The organism is Actinomadura sp. NTSP31 (assembly GCF_041951385.1).
Lineage (GTDB): Bacteria > Actinomycetota > Actinomycetes > Streptosporangiales > Streptosporangiaceae > Spirillospora > Spirillospora napierensis.
This window is the reverse complement of the sequence record NZ_JBGNUT010000003.1, coordinates 402286-426046: the sequence shown is the minus strand read 5'-3', so window position 1 is coordinate 426046 and position 23761 is coordinate 402286. Positions and strand designations below refer to the sequence as shown.

The 23761-nt window shown below is 72.3% G+C and carries 23 protein-coding genes; 6 read left to right on the top strand and 17 right to left on the bottom strand.

All coding sequences use genetic code 11. From position 1 onward, the window contains the following. Positions 1-14 precede the first annotated feature (14 nt). The 6 genes from ACA514_RS07155 to ACA514_RS07130 all read right to left on the bottom strand — a co-directional run bounded on the left by ACA514_RS07155 (position 15) and on the right by ACA514_RS07130 (position 6189). Positions 15-899, bottom strand: a complete 885-nt coding sequence (locus ACA514_RS07155) for a carbohydrate ABC transporter permease (RefSeq protein ID WP_375040212.1) — start codon at positions 897-899, stop codon at positions 15-17. After that, positions 896-1825 carry a carbohydrate ABC transporter permease gene (locus tag ACA514_RS07150; protein WP_375040211.1) on the bottom strand — a complete coding sequence of 310 codons (930 nt, stop codon included), beginning with the start codon at positions 1823-1825 and terminating at the stop codon, positions 896-898. The genes ACA514_RS07155 and ACA514_RS07150 overlap by 4 nt, the downstream gene beginning before the upstream one ends. After that, the gene (locus ACA514_RS07145) at positions 1822-2898 is read right to left on the bottom strand and encodes an ABC transporter ATP-binding protein (RefSeq protein ID WP_375040210.1); all 1077 of its coding nucleotides are present in this window, start codon (positions 2896-2898) and stop codon (positions 1822-1824) included. Before ACA514_RS07145 ends, ACA514_RS07150 begins: the two co-directional genes overlap by 4 nt. Positions 2899-2904: 6 nt before the next feature. Next, positions 2905-4365, bottom strand: a complete 1461-nt coding sequence (locus tag ACA514_RS07140; RefSeq protein ID WP_375040209.1) for an ABC transporter substrate-binding protein — start codon at positions 4363-4365, stop codon at positions 2905-2907. Positions 4366-4496: 131 nt separating this feature from the next. Continuing rightward, on the bottom strand, positions 4497-5294 hold the full coding sequence (locus tag ACA514_RS07135) for an ABC transporter ATP-binding protein (protein WP_375040208.1): 798 nt from the start codon (positions 5292-5294) through the stop codon (positions 4497-4499). After that, positions 5287-6189, bottom strand: a complete 903-nt coding sequence (locus tag ACA514_RS07130; RefSeq protein ID WP_375040207.1) for an ABC transporter permease — start codon at positions 6187-6189, stop codon at positions 5287-5289. The genes ACA514_RS07135 and ACA514_RS07130 overlap by 8 nt, the downstream gene beginning before the upstream one ends. A gap of 209 nt (positions 6190-6398) precedes the next feature. Between ACA514_RS07130 and ACA514_RS07125 the strand changes: the two genes are divergently transcribed. Beyond that, a complete protein-coding gene (locus tag ACA514_RS07125) occupies positions 6399-7967 on the top strand; it encodes a bifunctional phosphatase PAP2/diacylglycerol kinase family protein (RefSeq protein ID WP_375040206.1) in 1569 nt (522 codons plus the stop codon). Between the two features lie 88 nt (positions 7968-8055). On the opposite strand, the gene ACA514_RS07120 is transcribed toward ACA514_RS07125, so the two are convergent. Together ACA514_RS07120 and ACA514_RS07115 are read right to left on the bottom strand one after the other, a co-directional pair. Continuing rightward, complete coding sequence (locus ACA514_RS07120; RefSeq protein ID WP_375040205.1) at positions 8056-9225, bottom strand: cytochrome P450; 1170 nt, start codon at positions 9223-9225, stop codon at positions 8056-8058. Beyond that, positions 9222-9665 carry a 2,4'-dihydroxyacetophenone dioxygenase family protein gene (locus ACA514_RS07115; protein WP_375040204.1) on the bottom strand — a complete coding sequence of 148 codons (444 nt, stop codon included), beginning with the start codon at positions 9663-9665 and terminating at the stop codon, positions 9222-9224. Before ACA514_RS07115 ends, ACA514_RS07120 begins: the two co-directional genes overlap by 4 nt. Before the next feature lie 107 nt (positions 9666-9772). Here ACA514_RS07115 and ACA514_RS07110 point away from each other — a divergent pair, with 107 nt between their 5' ends. From ACA514_RS07110 to ACA514_RS07095, 4 genes are all read left to right on the top strand, one after another. Continuing rightward, complete coding sequence (locus ACA514_RS07110; protein ID WP_375040203.1) at positions 9773-9997, top strand: DUF6158 family protein; 225 nt, start codon at positions 9773-9775, stop codon at positions 9995-9997. Positions 9998-10221: 224 nt separating this feature from the next. Next, entirely contained in the window at positions 10222-11100 is an 879-nt protein-coding gene (locus tag ACA514_RS07105) for a VanW family protein (RefSeq protein ID WP_375040202.1), read from the top strand. Between the two features lie 44 nt (positions 11101-11144). After that, complete coding sequence (locus ACA514_RS07100; RefSeq protein ID WP_375040201.1) at positions 11145-11684, top strand: YceI family protein; 540 nt, start codon at positions 11145-11147, stop codon at positions 11682-11684. Positions 11685-11778: 94 nt separating this feature from the next. Beyond that, a complete protein-coding gene (locus tag ACA514_RS07095; protein ID WP_375040200.1) occupies positions 11779-13071 on the top strand; it encodes a serine hydrolase domain-containing protein in 1293 nt (430 codons plus the stop codon). Here ACA514_RS07095 and ACA514_RS07090 read toward each other — a convergent pair. The 8 genes from ACA514_RS07090 to ACA514_RS07055 all read right to left on the bottom strand — a co-directional run bounded on the left by ACA514_RS07090 (position 13068) and on the right by ACA514_RS07055 (position 21696). Continuing rightward, positions 13068-13841, bottom strand: coding sequence for a hypothetical protein (locus ACA514_RS07090; protein ID WP_375040199.1), 774 nt, complete (start codon positions 13839-13841; stop codon positions 13068-13070). The genes ACA514_RS07095 and ACA514_RS07090 overlap by 4 nt on opposite strands. Further along, entirely contained in the window at positions 13838-14962 is a 1125-nt protein-coding gene (locus ACA514_RS07085; RefSeq protein WP_375040198.1) for a glycosyltransferase family 4 protein, read from the bottom strand. Before ACA514_RS07085 ends, ACA514_RS07090 begins: the two co-directional genes overlap by 4 nt. Further along, on the bottom strand, positions 14962-15318 hold the full coding sequence (locus ACA514_RS07080; RefSeq protein WP_375040197.1) for a hypothetical protein: 357 nt from the start codon (positions 15316-15318) through the stop codon (positions 14962-14964). The genes ACA514_RS07085 and ACA514_RS07080 overlap by 1 nt, the downstream gene beginning before the upstream one ends. Continuing rightward, a complete protein-coding gene (locus ACA514_RS07075) occupies positions 15315-16043 on the bottom strand; it encodes a hypothetical protein (protein WP_375040196.1) in 729 nt (242 codons plus the stop codon). Before ACA514_RS07075 ends, ACA514_RS07080 begins: the two co-directional genes overlap by 4 nt. A 13-nt stretch (positions 16044-16056) precedes the next feature. Continuing rightward, on the bottom strand, positions 16057-17220 hold the full coding sequence (locus ACA514_RS07070) for a glycosyltransferase family 4 protein (protein ID WP_375040195.1): 1164 nt from the start codon (positions 17218-17220) through the stop codon (positions 16057-16059). Beyond that, complete coding sequence (locus tag ACA514_RS07065; RefSeq protein ID WP_375040194.1) at positions 17217-18182, bottom strand: NAD-dependent epimerase/dehydratase family protein; 966 nt, start codon at positions 18180-18182, stop codon at positions 17217-17219. Before ACA514_RS07065 ends, ACA514_RS07070 begins: the two co-directional genes overlap by 4 nt. Before the next feature lie 84 nt (positions 18183-18266). Continuing rightward, on the bottom strand, positions 18267-19910 hold the full coding sequence (locus tag ACA514_RS07060) for an ABC-F family ATP-binding cassette domain-containing protein (RefSeq protein WP_375040193.1): 1644 nt from the start codon (positions 19908-19910) through the stop codon (positions 18267-18269). An 88-nt stretch (positions 19911-19998) separates the two neighbouring features. Next, entirely contained in the window at positions 19999-21696 is a 1698-nt protein-coding gene (locus tag ACA514_RS07055) for a proline--tRNA ligase (protein WP_375040192.1), read from the bottom strand. Between the two features lie 59 nt (positions 21697-21755). Between ACA514_RS07055 and proS the strand changes: the two genes are divergently transcribed. After that, positions 21756-23204 carry a proline--tRNA ligase gene (proS, locus tag ACA514_RS07050; protein ID WP_375040191.1) on the top strand — a complete coding sequence of 483 codons (1449 nt, stop codon included), beginning with the start codon at positions 21756-21758 and terminating at the stop codon, positions 23202-23204. 22 nt (positions 23205-23226) lie between these two features. Here proS and ACA514_RS07045 read toward each other — a convergent pair whose 3' ends face one another. Then, positions 23227-23733, bottom strand: a complete 507-nt coding sequence (locus ACA514_RS07045) for a DUF6328 family protein (RefSeq protein WP_375040190.1) — start codon at positions 23731-23733, stop codon at positions 23227-23229. Positions 23734-23761 lie beyond the last annotated feature (28 nt).

Sequence of the window (23761 nt, the reverse complement as noted above, 5' to 3'; positions counted from 1 at the left end):
CTATCAGCCGTCGATCAGGTTTTGACGGCGCCCATCGTGAACCCGGTGACGAACCTGTCCAGGAACAGGTTGAACAGGAACGCGATCGGGACGGCGGTGACCACCGTGGCGGCCTGCAGCGACTGCCAGAAGAACACGTCCCCGCGCACCAGCTGGGTCGGCACGCCGGTGCTGACGACCATCTGCGGGCTCGCCGACACGAACGCCAGCGCGTACACGAACTCGCTGGCGGTGAGGGTGAAGCTGAAGACCACCACCGCGACGATCCCGGGGAACACCAGCGGCAGGACGGCCCGGGCGAACGCGCCGAGCCGGCTGTAGCCGTCCACCATCGCCTGCTCCTCGACGTCCTTCGGGACGGCCCGCAGGAACCCGATCAGCAGCCACACCGACACCGGGACGGTGATCGTCGGATAGACGACGATCATCGACCAGAGGGAGTCCTCCAGGTGCAGCCGGACCACGACGCGGGTCAGCGAGAGGAACAGCAGCGACGGCGGCACCAGGTACACCATGAAGATCGCGATGCCCATCGGGGTGCCCCACGGGCGGTCCAGCCGCGCCAGCGAGTACGCGGCGGGCAGCGCGAGCAGCAGCGTGATCGCCACGACCGCGGCGCCGACGAGCAGCGTGTTGGCCACGAACGTCAGGAACGGCGTGTCGTCGAACAGGAACGTCACATGGTCGGGCGTCGCGGGCTTGTTGAAGAAGAACGGGTTGCTCTCGGGGTTGTACAGGTCCTGGTTCTGCTTGAACGCGCTGACCAGGCTCCACAGGAACGGCAGCGCGCACACCAGCGCCGCCAGGATCGCCGACCCGTACACGCCGCCCCGCGCCGCGGCGTGCCGCAGCGCGTACCGCCGCCGCAGCCTCTCGACCTCCCCGGCCCGGTCGGTCATCCCGCCTCCAACCGGCGGACGGCGCGCAGGATCGCGATCGCGCCGGCGAGCAGCAGCGGGAACAGGAACAGCGCGATCGCCGCGCCCTGCCCGACGTCGCCGCCCTCGATCCCCCGGAAGTACGCCCACGACGCCAGCACGTCCGTGGCGTGCGTCGGCCCGCCCCGCGTCAGCACGTACGGGACGGTCATGTCGGTGAACGTCATGATCGCGCCGAACAGCCCGGCGACCGCGATGACCGGCAGCGTCAGCGGGATCGTCACCTCGAACATCCGCCGCCAGAACCCGGCGCCGTCGACCCGGGCCGCCTCGTCGATGTCGCGCGGGATCGCCACCAGCCCCGCCATCATGATCACCGCGGCCAGCGGTGTCAGCCGCCACGTCTGCACCGCGATCACCGAGCCCATCGCCGTCCACGGGCGGCCGAGCCACACCACGTTCCCGCTGATCAGCCCCGTGTGCCGGAGCACCCAGTCGACCGGCGAGTAGATCGAGTCGAGGAACCACAGCCACGAGATCGTGGACAGCGCGACCGGCGTCGTCCACGGCAGCAGCACCAGCAGCCGGACGAGCCACTTGCCGTGGAAGTCGGCGACCAGGATGTTCGCCAGGATCTTCCCGAAGACCACGATCAGCGCCATGCTGATCCCGGTGAACACCAGCGTGTTCACCAGCGCCCGCCAGAACACCCCGTCGTGGAAGACCTCGGTGAAGTTGCGGAACCCGACGAAGTCGAAGGACGGGTCGCCGGTCGTCACGTCGGAGAACGCGAACGCGATGGCCAGCAGGAACGGCAGGCCGACCAGCGCGATGATGTAGATCACCGACGGCAGCAGCATCGCCCACGCCAGGAAGCCCTCCCGGTCGGCGAGCCCCGCGCCGCGCCGCGCCCTCCGCCGCGCCCGCACGGCGGACGCGGCGGTCACCGCGCGCCCCCGATCGTCATCGGCTCCGCCCGCGCGCCCTCCGCCGCGTCGAAGAACCGCAGCCGCTCCGGCTCCACCGCGAAGTCGTGCGTCTCGCCCGCCGCGATCGGCGTCATCACCGTGGCGGGCAGCCGGGCGATCACCCGGGTGTCCTCGCCGATGCCCGTCACCGTCCCGTACACGTGCCGGTCGCCCGACAGGTACTCCATCCGCTCCACCCGCAGCGGCAGCGGCACCCGCCGGTCCGCCGGGACGACCTCCGCCGGCAGCAGGTGCTCCGGCCGGAACCCCACCAGCCGGTCGCCGCGCTTCACCAGGTTCATCGGCGGCGACCCGATGAAGGTCGCCACGAACGTGTCGGACGGGTCGTCGTACACCTCCTGCGGCGTCCCGACCTGCCGGACCCGGCCGTGCTCCAGCACCGCGATCCGGTCCCCGAGCCCCATCGCCTCGGCCTGGTCGTGCGTCACGTAGATCGTCGTCGTGCCGACCCGCTGCTGGAACCGCTTCAGCTCGTCGCGCGCCGTCGCCCGCATCTTCGCGTCCAGGTTCGACAGCGGCTCGTCCAGCAGGAACACCGCCGGGTCGCGGACCAGCGCCCGCGCCAGCGCCACCCGCTGCCGCTCACCGCCCGACAGCTGCCGCGGCTTGCGGCGCAGCAGCGGCTCGATCTCCAGCAGCTCCGCCGCCCACCGCGCCTTCTTCTCCCGCTCCGCCTTGGCCATCCGTTCCGCCCGCAGTGGGAAGACGATGTTGTCCCGCACCGTCTTGTGCGGATACAGGGCGTACGACTGGAACACCATCGCGATCTGCCGGACCCGCGGCGGCAGCCCGTTCACCGGGTGCCCGCCGATCAGCACCTCGCCCTCCGTCGGCTGCTCCAGCCCGGCGATCGTGCGCAGCAGCGTCGTCTTCCCGCAGCCCGACGGCCCGAGCAGCACCAGGTACTCGCCCGGCTCCGCGGCGAGGTCCACCCCGTCCAGCGCGCGCACCACGTCCCCGCGCCCGCGCCGCCGCGCCCGCACCCGCCCGTCGAACGTCTTCACGAGCCCCTTGACCTCGACCGTGTTCATCGGCCGTCAGCCGCCCACGAGGCCGCGGGTGCGCCAGTTCTTGAAGATCGCGTTGATCTGCCGTTCGGCGTCCGCGACGGCCTGCTTCGCGGACGTCTGGCCGCGGGCGGCGCGGCCGAACATCGTCGGCAGCAGGTTGGTGTTGAAGATCTCGCCGATCGCCGGGTTCGACGGGCCGGGGTACCCGATGTTCGCGCTCCACGACGTCGCGTTCTTCAGCAGGCTCAGCTTGTTCGCCGGCTTCGCGCCGTACGGGTCGTTGTCGAGCCACCCGTGCAGTTGCGGGACCAGCGACGGCCAGCCCGGCAGGTCGTACAACTCCGAGTGGTACGTCACCGACGGGAAGTTCGCCGTGTAGTGCAGCAGGAACTCCTTGGCCGCCGCCGCGTTCGGCGAGTACTTCGGGACGATCCACTGCTGGATGACGTGCTGCGCCGCCAGCGCCGCCTTCGGGCCGCGCAGCGCCGGGGTGAAGAAGATGTCGTCGCCGATCGTCCGGTTGGTGCCCATCGCGGTGCGCCACGCGGAGATCGAGTTCAGGATGTAGGACGACCTGCCGGCGATCAGCGCCTGGTTGTTGGACGCGGGCACCCACGAGAACACCTCGCTGGTCTCCGCCTCCTTGAACAGCCGGGCCATGTACTCGACGGCCGCCACCGTGGCGTCGGAGTTGATCGCCACCCGCTCGTTCGCGTCCTGCACCGACCCGCCGAACGACCACAGCAGCGCCCGCGCGGCCATGTTCGAGTCGGTCTCGGGGGACAGCCCGAGCCCGCACGGCACCCCGGTCGTCTTCTTGATCTCGGCGGCGCCGCGGAGCAGGTCGTCCCAGCTCGTCGGGCCGTTCGGCAGGCCGACCTTCTGCCACATCGACTTGCGGTAGTCGCCGGGGTCGGGCGACCAGCCCGGGCAGTAGGCGTAGAAGTGCCGGGTGTTGGGGTTGTAGCTGGACCTGCGGCACAGCTCCAACTGCTGGCCCCAGCGCCGGTTCGCCTCCTGCACCACGTCAGCCATGTCCAGCACGGACGGCTCGTACTGCGAGAACGGCGCGATGTGCTGGATCAGGTCGTGGCCCTTGCCCGCCTGGATCTCCGACGCGGCGCGGCGCGGCACGTCCACGGTGTTGATGTGGTCGACGCGGACGTCGACACCGACCTTCTTGCCCCAGTCCGCGAGGAACGTGTCGAACCACTTGTCGTGCCGCGGGATGAAATGGCTCCACATCAGGATGCTGAGGGAGCCGCCCAGCTTGGACGCGGGGGAGGTGAACACCTCCTTCGGCGCCTTGCCCGGGGTCTTCGCCTCCGGCCCGCTGCTCTCGCTGGCGCACGCGGCGAGGACGCCGTAGGCGCCCGCCGCGAGCGCCGTGGAGGACAGAAAGCCGCGCCTGCTGAGCCCGTGCCCGCTGAGTTCCTGTCCGCCGAGCCCGTGTCGGCTGGGTTCGGGGGTGTCGCGCCGGTCGGCCATCGGGGGTCTCCCTCGCCGCTGGAGGTCTCCCCTTGACGGTAGATCGGCGAGGCCGTCTCATCCAGAGACGATCCGGTAACTCCCTGTAACTCTGGCCGCGCCCGTCACAGCCGCCCCCGCTGTGACAAGCATCACTTCCCGGCGGCCTCGGAGTAGGCCGCGATGACCTCTTCGGGGTCGCCGTCCATCCGCATCCGGCCCTCGTCGATCCAGATGACGCGGTCGCACATGTCCTTGACCGTGTCGAGCTGGTGCGCCACGAGGAAGACCGCGCCGGCCTCCTTGCGGAGCTCCTCGATGCGCTTCTTGCTCTTGCGCTTGAACTTGGCGTCGCCGGTGGCGAGCGCCTCGTCGATCAGCAGCACGTCGTGGGTCTTCGCCGCGGCGATCGCGAACCGGAGCCGCGCACCCATGCCGGACGAGTACGTCCGCATCGGGTACTGGATGAACCCCTCCTTGAGCCCCGCGAAGTCGACGATCTTCTGGTACTGGGCCTTGGTCTGCGCGGGCGTCATCCCCATGGCCAGGCAGCCGAGGACGATGTTGCGCTCGCCGGTCAGGTCCTTCATCAGCGCCGCGTTCACGCCGAGCAGGGACGGCTGGCCGTCGGTGTAGACCGCGCCGCTGTGCGGCGGCAGCAGCCCCGCGATCGCCTTCAGCAGCGTCGACTTGCCCGAGCCGTTGGTGCCGATGATCCCGACCGCCTCGCCGCGGTACGCGACGAACGACAGCCCCTTGATCGCGTGCACCTCCTTCATGGAGGGCCGGGCCTTGCGGCGCAGGACGCGGGAGAACGCGCTGGCGGCGTTGCCCTTCCCGCCCGCGCCGTACACGCGGTAGATGATGTGCAGGTCGTCGACGACGACGATCGGCTCGCGCGTGGGATCGACGTCGATGGCCGTCCCGCCGCGCACCTTGGTGTCAGCCACGGCCGTAACGCTCCTCGGCACTGTAGAAGATCAGGAACCCGCCGACGAGGGCGATCGCCGACCACGCCAGCGCGTAGAACCACAGCTGGGTCGTGGAGTGCATGTGCAGCGTGGTGTGCACGTAGTCGCGGTACTCGCCGAGCATCGTGTGCCGGCTCAGCTCGACGTAGACGTAGGCCGGGTTGGCCTTGAGGATCTCGCCGAGCCACGGGTTGTCCTTCAGGACGTGGCTGCGCTGCAGCAGCTGCGGCAGGCTGAAGATCACGCCGGACAGGTAGAGCCACGTCCGCATGACGAACGGCAGCAGCTGGGTGACGTCCCGGTTGAACGCGCCGAGCCGGGCCATCACCATGCTCATCCCGACGTTGAACATCAGCTGCAGGAGCAGCACCGGGACGAAGAGGAGCATGTGGAAGCTGATCGGCTCGCCGAAGCCGAACACGATCGCCAGCAGCACCACCAGCGACAGCAGCAGCTGCTGGAGCTCCACGGTCGCGATGGCGAGCGGCAGCGTCGCGCGCGGGAAGTGCAGCGCCCGGATCAGTGACAGGTTGTCACCGACCGACTTCGATCCCGACGTGATGGAGCGCTGGGTAAACCCGAACATGAACACGCCCGTCACAAGGAACGGGATGAAGTCCGGAACACCGCGCTTGGTGCCGAGGAGGACGCCGAAGATCAGGTAGTAGACCGAGACGTTCAGGATCGGGGTCAGCAGCTGCCAGACCTGACCCAGTCGCGAGTCGGTGTACATCGAGATGTTCTTGGCCGACGCGAAGGCCCAGATGAAGTTGCGCCTGGCCCACACACTCTTGATGTAGCTGCGCAGCGGGGGGCGCGCCGCGCTCTGCCTCAGTCCGTACCTTACGGCGTAGGCGGCCAGCGTCTCGTTCACGTGAGGAGACTCCGCGATCGTGCCGACCGACTCGCCACCCGGAGAACCGAGCCGTTGCGGGTGACTCATGCCGGGAAGCCTATTGCAGTCGATGATGTGTAGGTGACGTTCGCCCGCATGTGACCCCCGAACTGAGATCATTACGGAATCTTGTCGACGCCCCTGGGGATACCCGGGGCATGCGGTCCAACCATTCTCGGTCATCGGCGATGCTGCGCTCGCCCCGGTCCCCGCGTTCCGCCGCCGCCCCCCGCCGGGGCCCGCACCGGCGCCTGCTGAGCCGGCTCGGCCGGGCCGACCGGTGGGCGTTCGACCGGGTCGCGGCGGCCCGGCTGCCCGGCCTGGAGTACGTCCTGCCCCGGCTGTCGCGGTCGGCCGACCACGGCGTCCTGTGGTTCACCACGGCGGCGGTGCTCGGCCTCACCCGGCGGCCCCGGCTGCGGCGCGGCGCGCTGCGCGGCTCGATCGCGATCGCGGTGGCGAGCCCGGTCGTCAACGTCCTCGGCAAGCAGGCGTTCCGGCGGGCGCGTCCCGTCGTGGACCTGGTGCCGCCGATCCGGATCCGGTGGAAGCTGCCGACCTCGCACGCCTTCCCGTCCGGGCACTCCGCGTCGGCCGCCGCGTTCGCGGCGGGCGTGGCGCTGGAGGCCCCCGCGGCGGTGGCGGCGCCGGTCGCCGCGACCGCCGCCGGCGTCGCGTTCGCCCGCGTCTACACCGGTGCCCACTACCCCGGGGACGTGCTCGCCGGCCTCGGCATCGGCGCGCTGGCCGGGCTCGGCACGCGGCTGGTGTGGCCCGCGCGCCCTCCGGTGGCCCGGGTGACCCGGGCCGAGGGCGAGGACGTCCAGGTCACCGATGACGGGCGCGGTGTCGTCGCGGTCGTCAACCCCGGATCGGGGAGCGGCGGCGAGGCCACCCGCGGCATCATGCCGAGCGGCGCGGAGATGGCGATGGGGCTGCTGCAGCGCGAGCTTCCGGCGGCGGAGGTCATCGTGCTGGAGGAGGGCCAGGACCTGGAGAAGGTGCTCGCGGAGGCCGCCGCGCGGGCGGACGTGCTGGCCGTCGTCGGCGGCGACGGCACCGTCAACGCCGCCGCGCGCGCCGCGCTGGACCACGACGTGCCGCTGCTGGTGGTGCCCGGCGGCACGTTCGACCATTTCGCCCGCGCGCTCGGTGTCGAGTCGCCCGCGCAGGCGGTCGCCGCCTACCGGGCCGGGCGGCTCGGCCGCGTGGACGTCGCGTACGCCGTGCCCGCGTCGGCCGGCTCCGGGCGGCGCGACGAGCGGTTGTTCCTGAACACCGCGAGCTTCGGCGCCTACACCGAGCTGGTCGACCGGCGCGTGCGGCTGGAGAAGCGGCTCGGCAAGTGGCCCGCGCTGGCGGTCGCCGCCGTCCGCACGCTGCGGCACTCCGAGCCCGTCGAGGCCGTCGTGGACGGGCACCGGCGGCACGTGTGGCTGGCGTTCGTCGGCAACGGCGAGTTCGGCTCGCACGGCGCCGCGCCCACCTGGCGGGAGCGCCTCGACGACGGGTGCCTCGACGTCCGCATGGTCGCCACGGGCCGGCGCATTCCCCGGATCCGCGCGGTCGCCGCCATCCTGGTCGGGCACCTGCACATCACCCCCGGCTACCGGGCGTGGCGCGCCGGCGGGCTGGAGGTGCTGGCCTCCGGCGGTGAGCTGCGGCTCGCGCGCGACGGCGAAGTGACGGGGGTGCCGCCGTCCCTACGGTTCGGCAAGCACGCCAAGGCCCTCGCCGTCTTCCGCCCGGAGGCGTGACCGGCGCCAGGTGTTCGGCGAGGATTCAGGACGCCGTAACCTGCGCCGGGCGCCGCCGGCCGGGTTCGGCGCCCGGTTCATCCTGGTTTTAAGTGAAGGCGAGCCCGAGGCTGCGGAGCCCGACGACCACGGGGGAGCCGTTGTAGACCGGCTCGTCCGTGACCGTGACGGCCGTGTAGCGGGCGCGGAGCTCTTCCAGGACGAGCCGCATCTCCATCCGCGCGAGGGCGGCGCCGAGGCAGAAGTGCGGGCCGTACCCGAACGCCAGTCCGGGCACGTCGGGCCGTCTCATGATGTCGAAACGGTCGGCATCCGGCCCGAACGCATCCGGATCGCGGTTCGCGGCGCCGTACAGGAGCATGATGTGGTCGCCGGCCGCCACCTCTCGCCCCGCGAGGACGACCGGGCGTGTCGCGGTCCGCAGGAAGTAGACGACCGGGGACGTCCAGCGGAGGATCTCCTCGATCGCCGACGGCATCGATTCCGGCCGCTTCATCGCCTCCCACTGGTCCGGGTTCTCCGCGAACGCCAGCAGCCCGCCCGAGATCGCGTGCCGGGTCGTCTCGTTGCCCGCGACGAGCAGCTGGATCAGGAACATCACCATCTCGATGTCGGTGAGCCGGTCGCCGTCCACCTCGGCCTGCGCGAGCTGCGAGATCACGTCGTCGCGCGGCGCGGCCCGCCGCTCGTTGGAGACCTCGACCAGGTAGGTGCCGGCCTCCATCCGCAGCGCGGTGCGCTCCTCGTCGGACAGCTCCGGCGCCGCGCCCGGGATGATCGACTCCGACCAGCGGAAGAACCGCGGCCAGTCGTCCTCCGGGATGCCGAGCAGCAGGCAGATCACCTGCAGCGGCAGCGGGACGGCCAGCTCGGCGACCGCGTCGAACGGGCGGCCCGCCTCGACCGGCTCCAGCAGCGCCCGGATCCGCTCCCGGACCGCGCCCTCCAGCCGCCGCATCGCCGACGGCCGGAACGCGGGCGCGACCAGCCCCCGGTACCGGCCGTGGCCGGGCGGGTCGGTGTGCATGATCGTCGGCGGCGTGTCGAAGGGCACGCCGATCTCGTCGATCAGGATGCCGTCGCCCGACCGGTACGCCGCCGGGTCGCTCGCGACCGCGTGCACCGCCGCGTGCGACCCGGCGACCCACAGCGGCAGCGCCGGATGCCGGACGAGCCCGCCCTCCGCCCGGACCGCGTCGTACAGCCCGTACGGATGGCCTTGCGCGTAGAACCCGTCCGGGAAGCCGTCCGGGATCACGAGAGGATGCCCTGCGGTCTCGCGATCCCCGCGTCGTCGCACAGCGCGTAGTAGGCGTTGAGGGTCGACTCCCCGTCGGTGACCCCGGTGATGTTGCCCTCGGCGTCGTACTCGATGAAGGCGCCTTCGAGGATGAACAGGATGTCGCTGTCCTCCTCGATGGTGAGCGTGTGGACGGAGCCGGGCGGCTCGAAGATGAACGTCCCGGCGTGGTAGTCGATGCCGTACTCCTTGTACCGCCACCGTCCGGAGAAGGTGTAGGCGTGCACGCCGCCGGTGTGCTTGTGCGTGGGCAGTTGGTAACCCGCCTCGAAGCGGTTGCGCACCACCCATGTGTCGGGGGAGACCCTCAGAACCTGGAGGCCCACGGGGCCGATGGTGACCCAGGGGATGTCGTCGGAATGGACGTGACCGACCAGGGGACCGTTCGACTCAACCATGAAGCAAACGCTAGGTAGGTAATCCGGGGCGCGCAAGGCCCGGATTCGCCGCCCGGTGATCGGGTAGGAGACCGGACGCCCGCGAACCACTGGAGGAGGTACCGCACATGGCGATGGGAGTCAGCCCCGCCGATCTCACCGACGACGACCTGCTCCGTGAGCTGGGACACCTGTACGAGACCCGCATGGAGGCGCTCCGGCACGCCCCCGACCAGGCCTACGCCGAGCACACCCAGCGGATGGCCCAGATGGAGGCCGAGTACCTGCGAAGGCGCCCGGCCCGCGAGATCGACCCGCAGCGCATGCGCGAGGGCGCCCGCGCCCGTTCGTAAGGAAAGGCGCCCCGCCACGGACGCCGAACACCCGGCCGGTTCCGCGCCATCGGCCGGGTGCTCGGCATGCCCGCCGCCGGCGCTTCCCGGCTCAGCGTCGTCCTTCGGGCTCGTGTTCGTGTTCTTCCGGCAAAGGCGGGGGTGTCGGCCGCGAGAGGGGAGGAGGGTGCGGTGCCAGGATCCTGACGGGCGAGGATGCCCGGGATCCTCGGGGGGTGTGATCTGTGGGGCGGACTCGGCGTGGGCGGTGGTACGGACGGGCCGGCGCGGCCGAGCCGGGGCTGGGGGAGTGCGTCCGGCGCTGGTGGCCGTTCGCGGTCGGCGCGCTGGCCGCGACAGGGCTGCTCCTCGGCGCGTACCTGTGGGCCCCCCGCAAGTCGGGCGCGGCGGTCGCCTCCCCTGGTGCGGCCCTCCGCGATTCCGCGCGGCCGGACGCCGGCGTCCCGTCCGCGGGCCCGATGGCGTCCTACACGACCCGGTTCCAGCCGGGGCAGCCGCGCGTCCGCAACATCGAGCTGGCCGCGCAGGCCCTCGACGGGCAGGTCGTGCGGCCGGGCGCGACGTTCTCCTTCAACAAGGTCGTCGGGCCGCGGACGCGGCGCCTCGGCTACGTCCCGGCGCCCGCGATCATGGGGTCGCGGCTGGTGAAGGACGTGGGCGGCGGCATCTGCCAGGTCTCCACGACCCTCTTCAACGCGGTGTTCCGGGCGGGCCTCGATATCCGGAAGGCGCGCGCGCACACCATGTGGATGCCGGAGTACCCGGAGGGGCGCGAGGCGGCGGTGGCGTATCCGAACCTCGACTTCACCTGGAAGAACGACACGCGGGCACCGGTGCGCATCCAGGTCGGCTACACCGGGGACTCGCTGACGGTGAGCCTGTGGGGGCACCGCAGGTACGAGGTCCGGTCGCGGACGTCGAAGCGGTACGGGTTCTCGCCGTACGAGACGGGCGTGGGGCACGGGCAACGGTGCGTGCCGATGGCAGGGCGGAAGGGCTTCAAGATCGACGTGTGGCGGACGCTGCTCGCCGCCGGCCGCCAGGTGCGCCGGGAGAAGTTCCACACCGAGTACCGCCCGCAGCCCGAGGTGACCTGCCTGTAGCCCCTCGGCGGGTTCGCGCGGCGCTCACGTGGCACTGTGAAGGCATGACCGTTCGAGAGGGAACCTACGCGCTGGGCCCCGGTGACGGGCGGCTGCTGCTCCGGACGAGCCGCAGCGGCCTCGGCCGGCGCGCCGGCCACGACCTGACCATCGAGGCGACCCGCTGGACGGCGGAGGCGACGGTCCGCGAGCCGCTGGAGGAGTCGTCCGCCAAGGTGGTCGTCGTGGTCGACGGCCTGGAGGTGCGGGAGGGCACCGGCGGCGTGAAGCCGCTGTCGGACCGGGACCGCCAGGACATCGCGGAGAACCTCTGCAAGGTCCTGGACGCCCGCCGCCACCCGGAGATCACCTTCACCTCGACCGGGATCTCCGCGTCCGCCGGGGAGGTCGAGGGCGACCTGACCATCATGGGGACGACGAAGCCGATCCGGGTCCGGGCCGAGATCGAGGACGACCGGGTGCGCGGCGGCGCCACCGTGCAACAGACCCGATGGGGCGTCAAGCCGTACACGGCGTTCTTCGGCGCGCTCCGGCTCGCCGACGACGTCGAGGTGGAGTTCGATCTGCGGATCTCCGAGGATTGAACGATCAACCGTCCTGACCGGCCCCTTCCCGGATGATCATGCATTAGGGTGCAAGATCGCGCATTCCAGGCATCTGATCTTCTGGGGGGACGGCATGACGGCGGTGAGCCGCAGGGACTTCGGCAAGGCGGCCGGGCTGGCGGGACTCGGCGCGGCGGCGCCCGCGCTGCTGGCGGGCTGCTCGTCCGGCGGCTCGGCGCACGCCGCGCAGGCGGCCGCGCAGGCCGCGGCGACGCGGTCGTGGCGGGTGACCGGATCGGCGCTCGCCGGGCTCGGGGGCTTCGACGCGACGATGAAGAGCTTCATGCAGGCGCGGAACGTCCCGTGCGGCCAGCTCGCCGTCGTCCGCAAGGGCAAGCTCCTGCTGTCGCGCGGCTACACGTGGAGTTCCGACACCGGCTTCACCACGCAGCCGACGTCGCCGTTCCGCGTCGCGAGCCTGAGCAAGCCGGTCACGGCGACGGCGGTGCTGCGGCTCGTCCAGGACGGGAAGCTGAAGCTCACCGACCGCGTCGCGACGCTGCTCGGGCTGTCGACGGCCGCGGACCCGCGGCTGAAGGACGTCACCGTGCTGCGGCTGCTCCAGCACCTCGGCGGCTGGGACCGCGACATCACGCCGGACCCGATGTTCCAGGACGCGGCGATCGCGAAGGCGCTCGGCATCCCGCTGCCGGTCAAGCAGGCGAACATCATGAAGTACGTGTCGGGACGCAAGCTCGACCACGCGCCGGGGACGAAGTACGCCTACTCCAACTACGGCTTCATGCTGCTCGGCCGCATCATCGAGAAGGTCACCGGGCAGAGCTACGCGTCCTACGTGCAGAAGGCCGTGCTGACGCCGCGCGCCATCAAGCGGATGAAGCTGGGCCGCTCGCTCACGCAGGCGAGCGGCGAGGTCCACTACTTCTCCGGCGCCACGGGCACGACCGTGTTCGACAACACCGGCAAGACGGTGCCGTTCCCGTACGGCGCGTTCAACCTGGAGAACATGGACGCGCACGGCGGCTGGCTCGGCACCGCGATGGACCTGACCCGGTTCGCCGGCATCTACGACGGCGGGACGAGCGTGCTGAGCGCCGCGTCGATCAAGCAGGCGTTCGCGAAGCCCGCGACCGGGGTCAACGCCAGCGGCTGGTACTACGGCTGCGGCTGGATGGTGCGGCCCGTCACCGGCGGCACCGGCATGAACACCTGGCACGACGGCAGCCTCGCCGGGACGAGCACCCTGCTCGTCCGCCGCAACGACGGGCTGGCCTGGGCCGCGCTGTTCGACCAGCGGCAGGAGGGGAGCGCGCCGAGCTATTCCGACATCGACCCGGCGCTGCACAAGGCCGCGAACGCGGTGACGACCTGGCCGACCGGCGACCTCACCTCGAAGTACTTCTAGGGCTTCCGCGCGCGGGCGGCGCGGGCGAACTGGTCGTCGAGGCTGCGGGGGAACGGCAGGATCCGGTGCCGGTCGCGCCAGGGGGCGAACTGCCGGACGGCGTTGAACCCGGCCGCGGTGACGATCCGCTCGACGCCCGGACCGGGCGGGCAGGCCGGGTAGGCGTCCAGGTGGGCGACGCCGGGCGGCAGCCCGTCCGGGCGGTGCGGCGAGACGAGCGTCAGCGGAGGGTTCGCGCCCTCCATGGCGGCCATGTCCTGCGCGTAGGCGAGGAGTTCGAGCGTCTCGGCGTCGGGACCGCTGTGGACGACCGCCCAGCCGTGCACGTCCAGCGGTTCGGACGGCGGGTCGGCGAGCGCCAGCGGCGCCACTTCGTCGGAGACGGCGCGGAGGTGGGCTTCGTGCGCGGGTTCGAGGGGTTCGAGGACGAACGTCCGGTCGAAGTGCGGCGGATGCTCGGGCAGGAGCGGCCGGTAGGCGTCCCAGCGCAGCAGCCGCGCCAAGTGCGTGACCCGGATACCGGACGGTATCCGGGTGAGCTCGCCCTTGAGGCCGGCGGGGAAGGCGTCCACGACCAGCTCGTCCGGCGCGAGCGCGGCCAGGCCGGTGGACGCGTCCAGGACCGTCCAGCCGGACGAGACGCGCGGGTCGGCGGCGAACGGCGAGTCCGACAGGACGACGACCTCGTCGTCCACCGCCATGGTGTGCAGGAACGAGCGGAGCCGGGTCAGGTGCCCGAGCCCGCCGCCGCGCGCGTAGCAGGCGATCAACGCACCTCGCCGAGGACGGCGAGGTATCCGGCGGTCTCGGCGGCCGGGGTGAAGTCGCGGGCGATCCGCTCGGCGCCCGCCGCGCCGAGCGCCGCCAGCTCCTTGTCGCCCGCCCGCGCCGCCCGGTCGATCGCGGTGCGGCAGGCGTGCGCGTCGCCGGCCGGGAAGGTGAAGCCGATCGCGTCGTCCGCGACGTCCGCGAGGCCGCCCGCGTCCGAGCAGAGGAGCGGGACGCCGAGCGCCGCCGCCTCCAGAGCCACGTTCGGCATCCCGTCGTAGAACGACGGCAGCGCGGCCAGGTCGCAGCTCGCGTACACGGCGGGCAGGTCGTAGCGTTCGAGGAACGGCAGGAACGAGTGGGGCACGGAGTCCTTGCGCTCGGCGAGCCAGGCCGTCACGGTCTCCTCGACCTCGCCGACGAGCACCAGGTGGAACCGGTCGCCGTGCCCGGAGGCGACGAGCGCGTCCAGGAAGAACCCGACGCCCTTCTTGTTCTTCAGCTGGCCGATGAGCCCGACCGTCCGGCGGCCCGGCTCGACGTTCTCCGCCCGCCAGGCGCGCCCGCGCTCGTGTTCGGACGGCAGGATCCGCCACTGCGCGGTGTCGACGCTGTTCGCCACGAACGTCACCGCCGCGTCCGGGGCCAGCGCCTTCACCAGCGGCGTGTGGTCGCGCGCGACCACGCAGACCCGCGCCGACGCGCGCAGCGCGTCCGCCAGGACGCCGCGCCGCCGCATCGAGAAGACGCCGACGTCGATGTCGTTGCCGCGCAGCAGCGTGACCAGTGGCGCGTCCACCAGCCGCGCGAGGACGGGCGCGGCGAGCATCGAGTAGGTGCCGCCGAACGCGACGACGTGCGTGTACGCGCCGGTGAGGTCCTCGGCGGTCAGCGTCGTCCACAGCCGGCGCAGCGCGTGCTCGGGATCGTCGCCGAGCGGCGCGGCCAGCAGCCGCCCGCCGTGCTCGCGCGCCACCGCCCAGGGCCGCTCGCGCCGCGTCAGGTGCGCGACGTCCACCTCGATCCCGGCGCCCCGCAGCCCCCGGACGATCCGGTCGCACGAGTTGGCCATCCCGCCCTGACTCGGCGGATAGTGCTCCGTCACCCACAGGACACGCGTCATCAGCTGTCCACGAACCCGGTGTCGCCGTCCGGCCCGAAGTCGCCCTCACCGTAGGAGTAGTCGTCGCCGGGGTTGAAGGCGCCACGGTCGTAGGAGTCGAACGACGAGTACCACTGGTTGTCGTAGTACGTCTGCGAACTGCTCTCGTAGTACCTGCGCCGGTAACCGCTCGCGAAGGACGGGTCGTACGGATCGGGCGGCGGCCCGCCCGCCTGCGCGACGCAGCTCGGGCAGTACCCGCCCTGCACCCCGTGCTCGGCGCAGACCGGACGCCCGCATCCCGGGCACGCCGCCACGGCGGCCCGCCCGCAGCGGCCGAGCAGGAAGAACCCGGTGGTCACGGTGCAGCGCGTCACTGCGCCCTCCTAACAGGCGTTCCCGGCGGGGTCCAGCGGAACGGCTCGGTCGACACGTGCAGGATCCGCTCGCGCAGCTCGTCGTCCTGCAGCGGCCCGAGCAGCTTGGCGTTCGCGCGGATCACGAACCGGTGGCCGTCCTTCACCCGCACCTGGATCCACCGCGGCGGCGGCGTGCCGGGCGGCTGCGGGGCCGCGCCCTTGCCGAGGCGCCGCGTCACGCTGACCAGCTGCACCGTCTTCGTCTTGTGCTTGTACTTGATCTTGCCGCGCGGGTTGCGCTTCTTGTATTTGCGGTGCCGGATCCGGTCCGTCACCGACAGCTCCACGACGCTGCCGTCCCGCAGTTCGGCGCGCATCCGCAGCCAGGGATCGAAGACGAACCACTCCTTCATCGACAGGATCGGCCGGGACACCTGCACCGGCCGCTCCGGCCCGCGCTTCTCCGGGACCTTGCCGCCCCGCATGTCCAGCGCGACCGACAGCAGGCCCTCCGGCGGCATGTCCGCCGCCAGGACCCGCAGCATCGGCACCAGGACCCGCGACGTGCGCGGGCTCATCCGCCACCTGCGCCGCTTCACCGCGTCCGCGTGCCGCGCGAGGCTCTGGACGACCGGCTCCCACTGGTCGCGCGGCAGCGACACCGAGAAGCCCTGCTCCAGGACCAGCGCCCTGTGCAGCGGGTGGAATCCCTCGATGGCCGCGCGTTGCTTGCGCCAGAACATGACGACACCCCACCTATCGGTCTGACGGCGCGATCGTACGGTAGACCTCGGCCAGCCGGGCGCGTGACCGCGTCCAGGTGAGGGCCTCCGCCACCCTGGCCCGGGCCCGCGCGCCCATCGCGGCCGCCTCGCCCGGGTACTCCAGCATGATCCGGACGGCCCGCGCCAGCTCCGCCGGACGGTCCGCCGGGACGAGCCGCCCGTGCTCCCCGTCCGCCATCAGCTCGCGGACCGCCGGGAGGTCCGAGGCGACGACCGGCACCCCGGCCGCCATCGACTCGATCACCTTCAGCGGCGCGCACCCCTGGTCGAGGTTGCGGGCGCAGCCCGTCAGCGGCGCCACCGACACCTCGGCGTGCGCCAGCCACGCGGCGACCTCGGGGTGCGGCAGCGCGAACCGCCAGTCGAGCCGGTCGGCCACGCCGAGGCGCTCCGCCAGCCGCCGCACGGGCTTCGCGCGCCGCTCCGGGACGGACGAGCAGACCACCAGCCGCAGGCCGTCGAGGTCGCCGAGCCGCGCGAACGCGCGGAGCAGCACGTCGAGGCCCTGCCACGGCTGGAGCGCCCCGACGTAGACGATGTACCGGGCGGGTGCGCCGGCCGGTCGCGCCGTCTCGCCCGGGAGGTCGGCGCCGTTCGGGACGAGGTGCACCTTCCGCTCCGGCGCCCCGAGCCTCCGGACGGCCTCGCCGATCACGCGCGACGGCACCACGACCGCGTCGCTGCGCTCCAGGCAGAAGCGCTCCAGCTCGCGGATCTTGCCGAGCGTCGCCGGCGACGCCCACGGCCAGGTGTGGCCCATCTCGATGGAAGGCAGCCCGTTCACCTCGAAGACCACCGGATATCTCCGGTCGTCGAGGGTGAGCGCGGGCAGCGCGCTCCACGGATCGCGGACGTGCACGATCTCCAGGCCGTCCGCGTGCTCCTTCAGGACCGCCGCCGCCCACGCCGAATACGCCTCGGCGCGGTCGATCAGGTTCGGGATCCGCTCCCCGAACCGGACGATCTCGCGGTTCCCCTCCCGCTGGCGGCCGGGCAGGTCGCCGCCGCCGATGGCGCCGAGCAGGCCGCCGCCGAACCGCTCGAACAGCTCGTCCGCCATCTGCGCGATGTGCACCGCCGACCCCTTGCCGGAGGGGAAGCGGTCGAACGCGAAGTAGGCCGCGCGGTGCCTCATCCGACGGCCACCTCCTGCGCGCGCAGCGACCGGTGCCAGGCGATCTGGTCCGCGAGGCCGTCCGCCAGCGACGTCGTCGCCGACCAGCCGAGCAGCCGCCCCGCGCGCCCGCAGTCCGCCCAGGTCAGCGCCGCGTCGCCCGCCACCGGGGCCTCCCGCCGGATCTCCGGGCGGACGCCCAGCACGTCCGCCAGCACCCCGATCGCCGCCCGCACCGCCACCGGTTCGCCATGGCCGACGTTGACGGCGACGCCCGGCGGCAGATCCTCGGCGGCCGCCGCCAGCGTCGCCGCCACCACGTCCCGCACATGCGTGAACGACCGCGACGCGCGGCCGTCCCCGAAGACCGGCAGCGGACGCCCGTCCAGCGCCGCCTCCACGAAACGGTGGAACGCCATGTCGGGCCGTTGCCGGGGGCCGTAGACCGAGAAGTACCTGAGCACCGCCGTGCGGAGACCGTTCTCCGCGGCGAGGCCCGCGATCCGCTCGACCTCCACCTTGCTGGCCGCGTAGGGGCTCGCCGGGGCGAGCGGATCGTCCTCCCGGTTCGGCCGGTGCCCCGCCGACCCGTACACCGACGAGCTCGACGCGACCACCACCCGCGGGCGCAGCCGCGCCGGGCGCCGCGCGCACGCCTCCAGCAGCCGGGCCGTCGCCAGCACGTTGTCGCGCTCCGCCGCCGCGCGCCCGCCGCCCCACGAGCTGCGCACGCCCGGCCGCCCCGCGAGATGGACGACGACGTCGGCGGCGGCGACCGCGTCGAGATCGTCCACCGCCAGGTCCCTTTCCAGCGCCGTGACGCCGGGCCGCGCCGCCACCTCGTCCCACGCGCGCCGCGTCAGCTCCGGTGTCGGCGACCGTCCGGGCGCGTCGACGGCGAGGACCTCGTGCCCGGCGCCCGACAGCGCGTCGGCCACATGGCCCCCGATGAATCCCGCCGCCCCCGTCACCACCACCCGCACCCGGGCACCCTATCCATCCCCCCGCGTTCTTGGACAGATCCCCAGAAGCACACTGACCAGCCAAGATCGATCAAGGGCGCCCGGTCAGCGCGGCCGGGCGACCCTCGCCTCGTTCCAGACCGGTTCCGGGGCCTCGTAGACCGAACCGTCCGCGCCGAACACCAGGAAACGGTCGAAGGAACGGGCGAACCAGCGGTCGTGCGTCACCGCGAGAACCGTCCCCTCGAACGACTCCAGGCCCTCCTGGAGCGCCTCCGCGCTGGCCAGGTCGAGGTTGTCGGTCGGCTCGTCCAGCAGCAGGAGCGTCGCGCCGCCGAGTTCCAGCAGCAGGATCTGCAACCGTGCCTGCTGGCCGCCCGACAGCGTCTCGAACGGCTGCTCGGCGCAGAACTGGAGCTCGTACCGCGCGAGCGCGTTCATCGCGGCGTTGCGCAGCCGGGCGTGCTCGGTCATCACGATCTCGCACGGCGTGCGCCCCGCCAGGTCCGGTCGCGCGTGCGTCTGCGCGAACAGCCCCGGCAGCACCCGCGCGCCGAGCCGGGCGACCCCGGTGTGCTCCACCGGACGCACCGGGGTCGCGCCCCGCGGCAGCACCTCCGCCACCGCGGCGAGCAGCCGCAGGAAATGCGACTTCCCCGAGCCGTTCGAGCCGAGCACCGCGACCCGCTCGCCGAACCAGACCTCCGCGCCGAACGGCCGCATCAGCCCGGTCAGCTCCAGGTCCTCGCAGATCACCGCCCGCTTGCCGGTGCGGCCGCCGCGCAGGCGCATCTTCAGGCTCTGGTCGCGGGGCGGCTCCTCCGGCGGCCCCGCCTCCTCGAACTTGCGCAGCCGGGTCTGCGCCGCCCGGTATCGCGACGCGAAACCGTCGTTGACCGTGGCCTTCGTCTTCAGCGAGTTGACGAGTTCCTTGAGCTTCGCGTGCTCCTCGTCCCAGCGCCGCCGCAGCTCCTCCAGCCGCTCGTTGCGGTCCCTGCGGGCCGCCGCGTACGTCGCGAACCGGCCGCCGTGGATCCACACCCGGCCCGCCTCGACCGTCACGATCCGGTCGGCGCAGCGGTCGAGCAGCTCGCGGTCGTGCGAGACGACCAGCACCGTCTTGGCCGTCTCCCGCAGCCGCTCCTCGAGCCACTGCTTGCCCGGCACGTCCAGATAGTTGTCCGGCTCGTCCAGCAGCAGGACCTCGTCGGGGCCGCGCAGCAGCGCTTCGAGCGCGAGGCGTTTCTGCTCGCCGCCCGACAGCGTCCGCGTCTCACGCCACCGGCAGCCGTCGTAGGGGACGCCGAGGGCCGCCACGCAGCAAGCGTCCCAGAGCACCTCGATCTCGTAGCCGCCCGCGTCGCCCCAGCCCGCGAGAGCGGTCGCGTACCTCAGCTGGGTCGGCTCGTCGTCGCGGTCCATCATTGCCAGCTCGGCGGCCTCCACCGTCGCGGCCGCCTCCCGCACGCGCGGCGGCGCCACCGACAGCAGCAGGTCGTGCACGGACGACTCGTCCCGCACGTTGCCGATGAACTGCCGCATCACGCCGAGCCCGCCGCTGTGCGCGACCGTCCCGTCCTGCGGCGTCAGGTCCCCGGCGATCAGCCGGAGCAGCGTCGTCTTGCCGGCCCCGTTCGGCCCGACGAGCGCCGCCGTGACCCCGTCCCCGACCCGGAACGACACGTCGTCCAGCAGCACCCGCCCGTCGGGCAGCGCATGACTGACATGCCCGACCTCCACGTGACCCACGATGACCCCTCGCCCTTGAGAACCCCCGCCGAGTCTCCGGAAGGCGCCGCGCCCCCGTCAAACCGATTTCCGGCCCCCGGGCCCTACGTCAGAAGGACTCCAGGAGCGTTCGGACGCGGGCGGCGGCCGCGTCCAGCGGGACCTTCTCGGTGTCGCCGGTCGCCCGGACGGTCACCTCCGCCGCGCCCTCGGCGAGGCCGCGGCGGCCGACCGTGATCCGGTACGGGATGCCGGTCAGCTCCACGTCGCGGAACTTCACGCCGGCCCGCTCGGCCCGATCGTCGATCACGACGTCCACGCCGGCGTCCCGGAGGGCGGCGTAGATCGCCTCGGCCGCCGCCGCCACGTCCGCGTCGTCGGACTGCGCGATCACGACCGCGACCTGGAACGGCGCCACGGCGACCGGCCAGACGATCCCGCGCTCGTCGTGGTGGGTCTCCACGATCGCGGCCATGGCCCGCTCTATGCCGATGCCGTAGCTGCCCATCACGACCGGCACCCGCTTGCCGCCGGGATCGAGGACCTCGACGCCGAGCGCCCGGGCGTACCGGTCGCCGAGCTTGAAGATGTGCCCGATCTCGATCGCCCGGACGATCTCCAGCGGCTCCCCGCAGCGCGGGCACGGCTCGCCGGCGCCGACCTCGCGCAGGTCCGCCCAGGTCCCGACGGTGATGTCGCGGGCGACGTCGACGCCGCGCAGGTGCATGTCGTCGATGTTCGCGCCGGTGAACATGTCGCTCCGGCCGCGCAGCGCCTCGTCCGCGATCACCGGGAGCGTCACGCCGACCGCGCCGAGGCTGCCGGGCAGGGCGCCGAGGGCCTGCTGGATCTCGGTGGGCTCGGCGGCGCGGATCTCGGCGGCGCCGGTCGCGTCCACGAGCTTCTGCTCGTTGAGCGCGTGGTCGCCGCGCAGCAGCACGAGCGTGAGCGTGCCGTCCAGGACGTAGACGAGCGTCTTGATCTGCCGGTCGCCCGGCGCGTCATAGGCGCGGAGGTCGTCGATCGTGCGGACGCCGGGCGTGGCGAAGCGCTCGGGCGCGGGCAGCCCCGGGCCGTCGGACGCGGGCGGCAGCGCGGACGTGGCGCGCTCGATGTTCGCCGCGTACCCGCAGGCGGGGGAGTGGGCGACCAGGTCCTCGCCGACGTCGGCGGGGCACATGAACTCCGTGGACCCGGCGCCCCCCATGGTCCCGCTGGACGCCTCGCACGCCAGCGCCGGCAGCCCCAGCCGCGCGAAGATCCGCGTGTAGGCGCCGTGGTAGGCGTCGAACGAGACGTCCAGGCCGGCGCGGTCGATGTCGAAGCTGTAGGCGTCCTTCATGGTGAACTCGCGTGTCCGCATGAGGCCGCCCTTGGGACGCGGCTCGTCCCGGAACTTCGTCTGGAACTGGTACCACTGCTGCGGCAGCTGCTTGTAGGAGTTCAGCTCGCGGGCGACGGTCGCGAAGATCTCCTCGTGGGTCATGCCGAGCGCGTGGTCGGCGCCGCGCCGGTCCTTCAGCCGGAACATCTCCTGCCCCATCAGCTCCCAGCGGCCCGACCGCCGCCACGGTTCCGCCGGGTGCAGCGCGGGCAGCAGCATCTGCTGCGCGCCGATCGCGTCCATCTCCTGCCGGACGATCTCGATGATCTTCGCCCGGACGCGGACGGCGAGCGGCAGCAGGCTGTAGTGACCGGCCGTCAGCTGCCGGACGTAGCCCGCGCGCAGCAGTAGCCGGTGGCTCGGCGCGTCCGCCTCGGCGGGGTCGTCGCGGAGCGTGGGCGCGAACATCTGGGACCAGCGCATTCACGCGAGGGTAGCGAAGCGGCCCTAGCCCATGCCGCCGGTCAGTACCCTTGTTCGCTGTGAGTCGAGAAGGTGTGACGCCGCAGAGCGAGGATTTCTCCGCCTGGTACAACGAGCTGGTCGTGCAGGCCCAGCTCGTGGACCGCGGTCCCGTTCGCGGCACGATGGTCATCCGCCCGTACGGTTACCGGGTGTGGGAGCTGCTCCAGGCCGACCTGGACCGGCGCATCAAGGACGCGGGGCACGACAACGCCTGCTTCCCGATGCTGATCCCGGAGTCCTACTTCAAGCGCGAGGCCGAACACGTCGAGGGCTTCTCCCCGGAGCTGGCGGTCGTGACGCACGCGGGCGGGAAGGACCTGGAGGAACCGCTGGTCATGCGGCCGACCTCCGAGACCGTCATCGGCGAGTACATGGCCAAGTGGATCGACTCGCACCGCGACCTGCCGCTGCTGCTGAACCAGTGGGCGAACGTGGTCCGCTGGGAGATGCGGCCGCGGATGTTCCTGCGCACCACCGAGTTCCTCTGGCAGGAGGGGCACACCGCGCACATCGACGAGGACGACGCGATGCGCGAGACGATGTGGGCGCTGGACGCCTACGCCGCCGTGGCGCGCGAGCTCGCCGCGATGCCGGTGATCGCCGGGGAGAAGACGCCCGGCGAGCGGTTCGCCGGCGCCGTCCGCACGTACACGATCGAGGGCATGATGCGGGACGGCCGGGCCCTGCAGGCCGGCACCTCGCACTACCTCGGCACGAACTTCGCCAAGGCGTTCGAGATCCAGTACCAGGACGAGGCGGGCAAGCTGACCCTGGCGCACACCACGTCCTGGGGCATGAGCACCCGCATGATCGGCGGCATGATCATGACGCACGGGGACGACAAGGGCCTCGTGCTGCCGCCGCGCCTCGCCCCCTACCAGGTGGTGATCGTCCCGATCGGGCGCAAGGAGCAGGGCGAGCAGGCCGCCGCGGAGGCGCGCCGGCTCGGCCAGGCGATCAAGTCGATGGGCATCCGCGTGCACGTCGACGACAACCGCCCGCAGCTGTCGCCCGGGTTCAAGTTCAACGAGTGGGAGATGCGCGGCGTCCCGGTCCGCATCGAGCTCGGCAAGCGCGACATCGAGGCCGGCGTCGCGACCGTCGTCCGGCGCCTCCCGGTCGTCGAGGGCCAGGGCAAGGAGCAGATCCCGCTGGAGAAGGTGCCGGAGGTGCTGCCCGGGATCCTCGCCGAGTTCCAGTCGTTCCTGCTGGCCCGGGCCGAGGCGTTCCGCGAGGAGCACACCGCCGGCGTGGACGCCTGGGACGCGTTCACCGCGCAGGTCGCCTCCGGCTGGGCCCGCGCGTTCCACTGCGGCCGCACCGCCTGCGAGGACGAGATCAAGGCCGAGACCGCGGCGACGCCCCGCGTCATCCCGGCGGAGGCGCCCGAGGAGAGCGGCGTGTGCGTCAAGTGCGGGGAGCCCTCCGCCTACGGCAAGCGCGTGATCTTCGGCAAGGCGTACTGAGCCCTTCCGGGCGGCCGCGCGGTCAGGACTCCCCGTCCCGCTCCGCGCGGCCGCCCGCCGACAGCCGGGTCAGGTAGGGCTGGACGAACCACGCCCACCCGCACAGCGCCAGGACGGCCAGCGCCGTGCCGACCGCCGCGGTGTCCACCGCGAGCGTCTGCACGATCAGCGTGGTGGACGCGGTGATCGACACCGCCAGCGCGAACGCGCCGAGGATCCCGAACCGGTTCGCGCGCCTGATCAGCAGCGGCTTCTTGTTGAGCTGGAACAGGATCCGGTGCTGGAACACCGGCGCGATGAAGCAGACCGAGGCGAGCGCGGCCCCGAACAGCGCCACGTAGAACAGCGCCTTCCCGGCCTCGTCCACCTGCGTCCATCCCTTGGAGAACGGGACGGTCAGCAGGAACGCGAACAGCACCTGCACGCCCGTGGTGGCCACCCGGAAGCCCTGGAGCAGTTCCATCAGTTGCCGGTCGAGGCGCTCGTGCTCGGTCTCGTTGCGCGGTTTGGACGAGGGGTCGACGCTCATGAACGCCTCTTACCCGGCAAAACGACCA

Bases quoted from the DNA above. Each gene is read 5' to 3' on its own strand.
- ACA514_RS07055 (WP_375040192.1), bottom strand. From the start codon at position 21,696: ATGCGCTGGTCCCAGATGTTCGCGCCCACGCTCCGCGACGACCCCGCC.
- ACA514_RS07125 (WP_375040206.1), top strand. From the start codon at position 6,399: ATGCTGCGCTCGCCCCGGTCCCCGCGTTCCGCCGCCGCCCCCCGCCGG.
- ACA514_RS07100 (WP_375040201.1), top strand. From the start codon at position 11,145: ATGACCGTTCGAGAGGGAACCTACGCGCTGGGCCCCGGTGACGGGCGG.
- ACA514_RS07155 (WP_375040212.1), bottom strand. From the start codon at position 899: ATGACCGACCGGGCCGGGGAGGTCGAGAGGCTGCGGCGGCGGTACGCG.
- ACA514_RS07045 (WP_375040190.1), bottom strand. From the start codon at position 23,733: ATGAGCGTCGACCCCTCGTCCAAACCGCGCAACGAGACCGAGCACGAG.
- ACA514_RS07145 (WP_375040210.1), bottom strand. From the start codon at position 2,898: ATGAACACGGTCGAGGTCAAGGGGCTCGTGAAGACGTTCGACGGGCGG.
- ACA514_RS07115 (WP_375040204.1), bottom strand. From the start codon at position 9,665: ATGGTTGAGTCGAACGGTCCCCTGGTCGGTCACGTCCATTCCGACGAC.
- ACA514_RS07110 (WP_375040203.1), top strand. From the start codon at position 9,773: ATGGCGATGGGAGTCAGCCCCGCCGATCTCACCGACGACGACCTGCTC.
- ACA514_RS07095 (WP_375040200.1), top strand. From the start codon at position 11,779: ATGACGGCGGTGAGCCGCAGGGACTTCGGCAAGGCGGCCGGGCTGGCG.
- ACA514_RS07075 (WP_375040196.1), bottom strand. From the start codon at position 16,043: ATGTTCTGGCGCAAGCAACGCGCGGCCATCGAGGGATTCCACCCGCTG.
- ACA514_RS07070 (WP_375040195.1), bottom strand. From the start codon at position 17,220: ATGAGGCACCGCGCGGCCTACTTCGCGTTCGACCGCTTCCCCTCCGGC.
- ACA514_RS07085 (WP_375040198.1), bottom strand. From the start codon at position 14,962: ATGACGCGTGTCCTGTGGGTGACGGAGCACTATCCGCCGAGTCAGGGC.
- ACA514_RS07140 (WP_375040209.1), bottom strand. From the start codon at position 4,365: ATGGCCGACCGGCGCGACACCCCCGAACCCAGCCGACACGGGCTCGGC.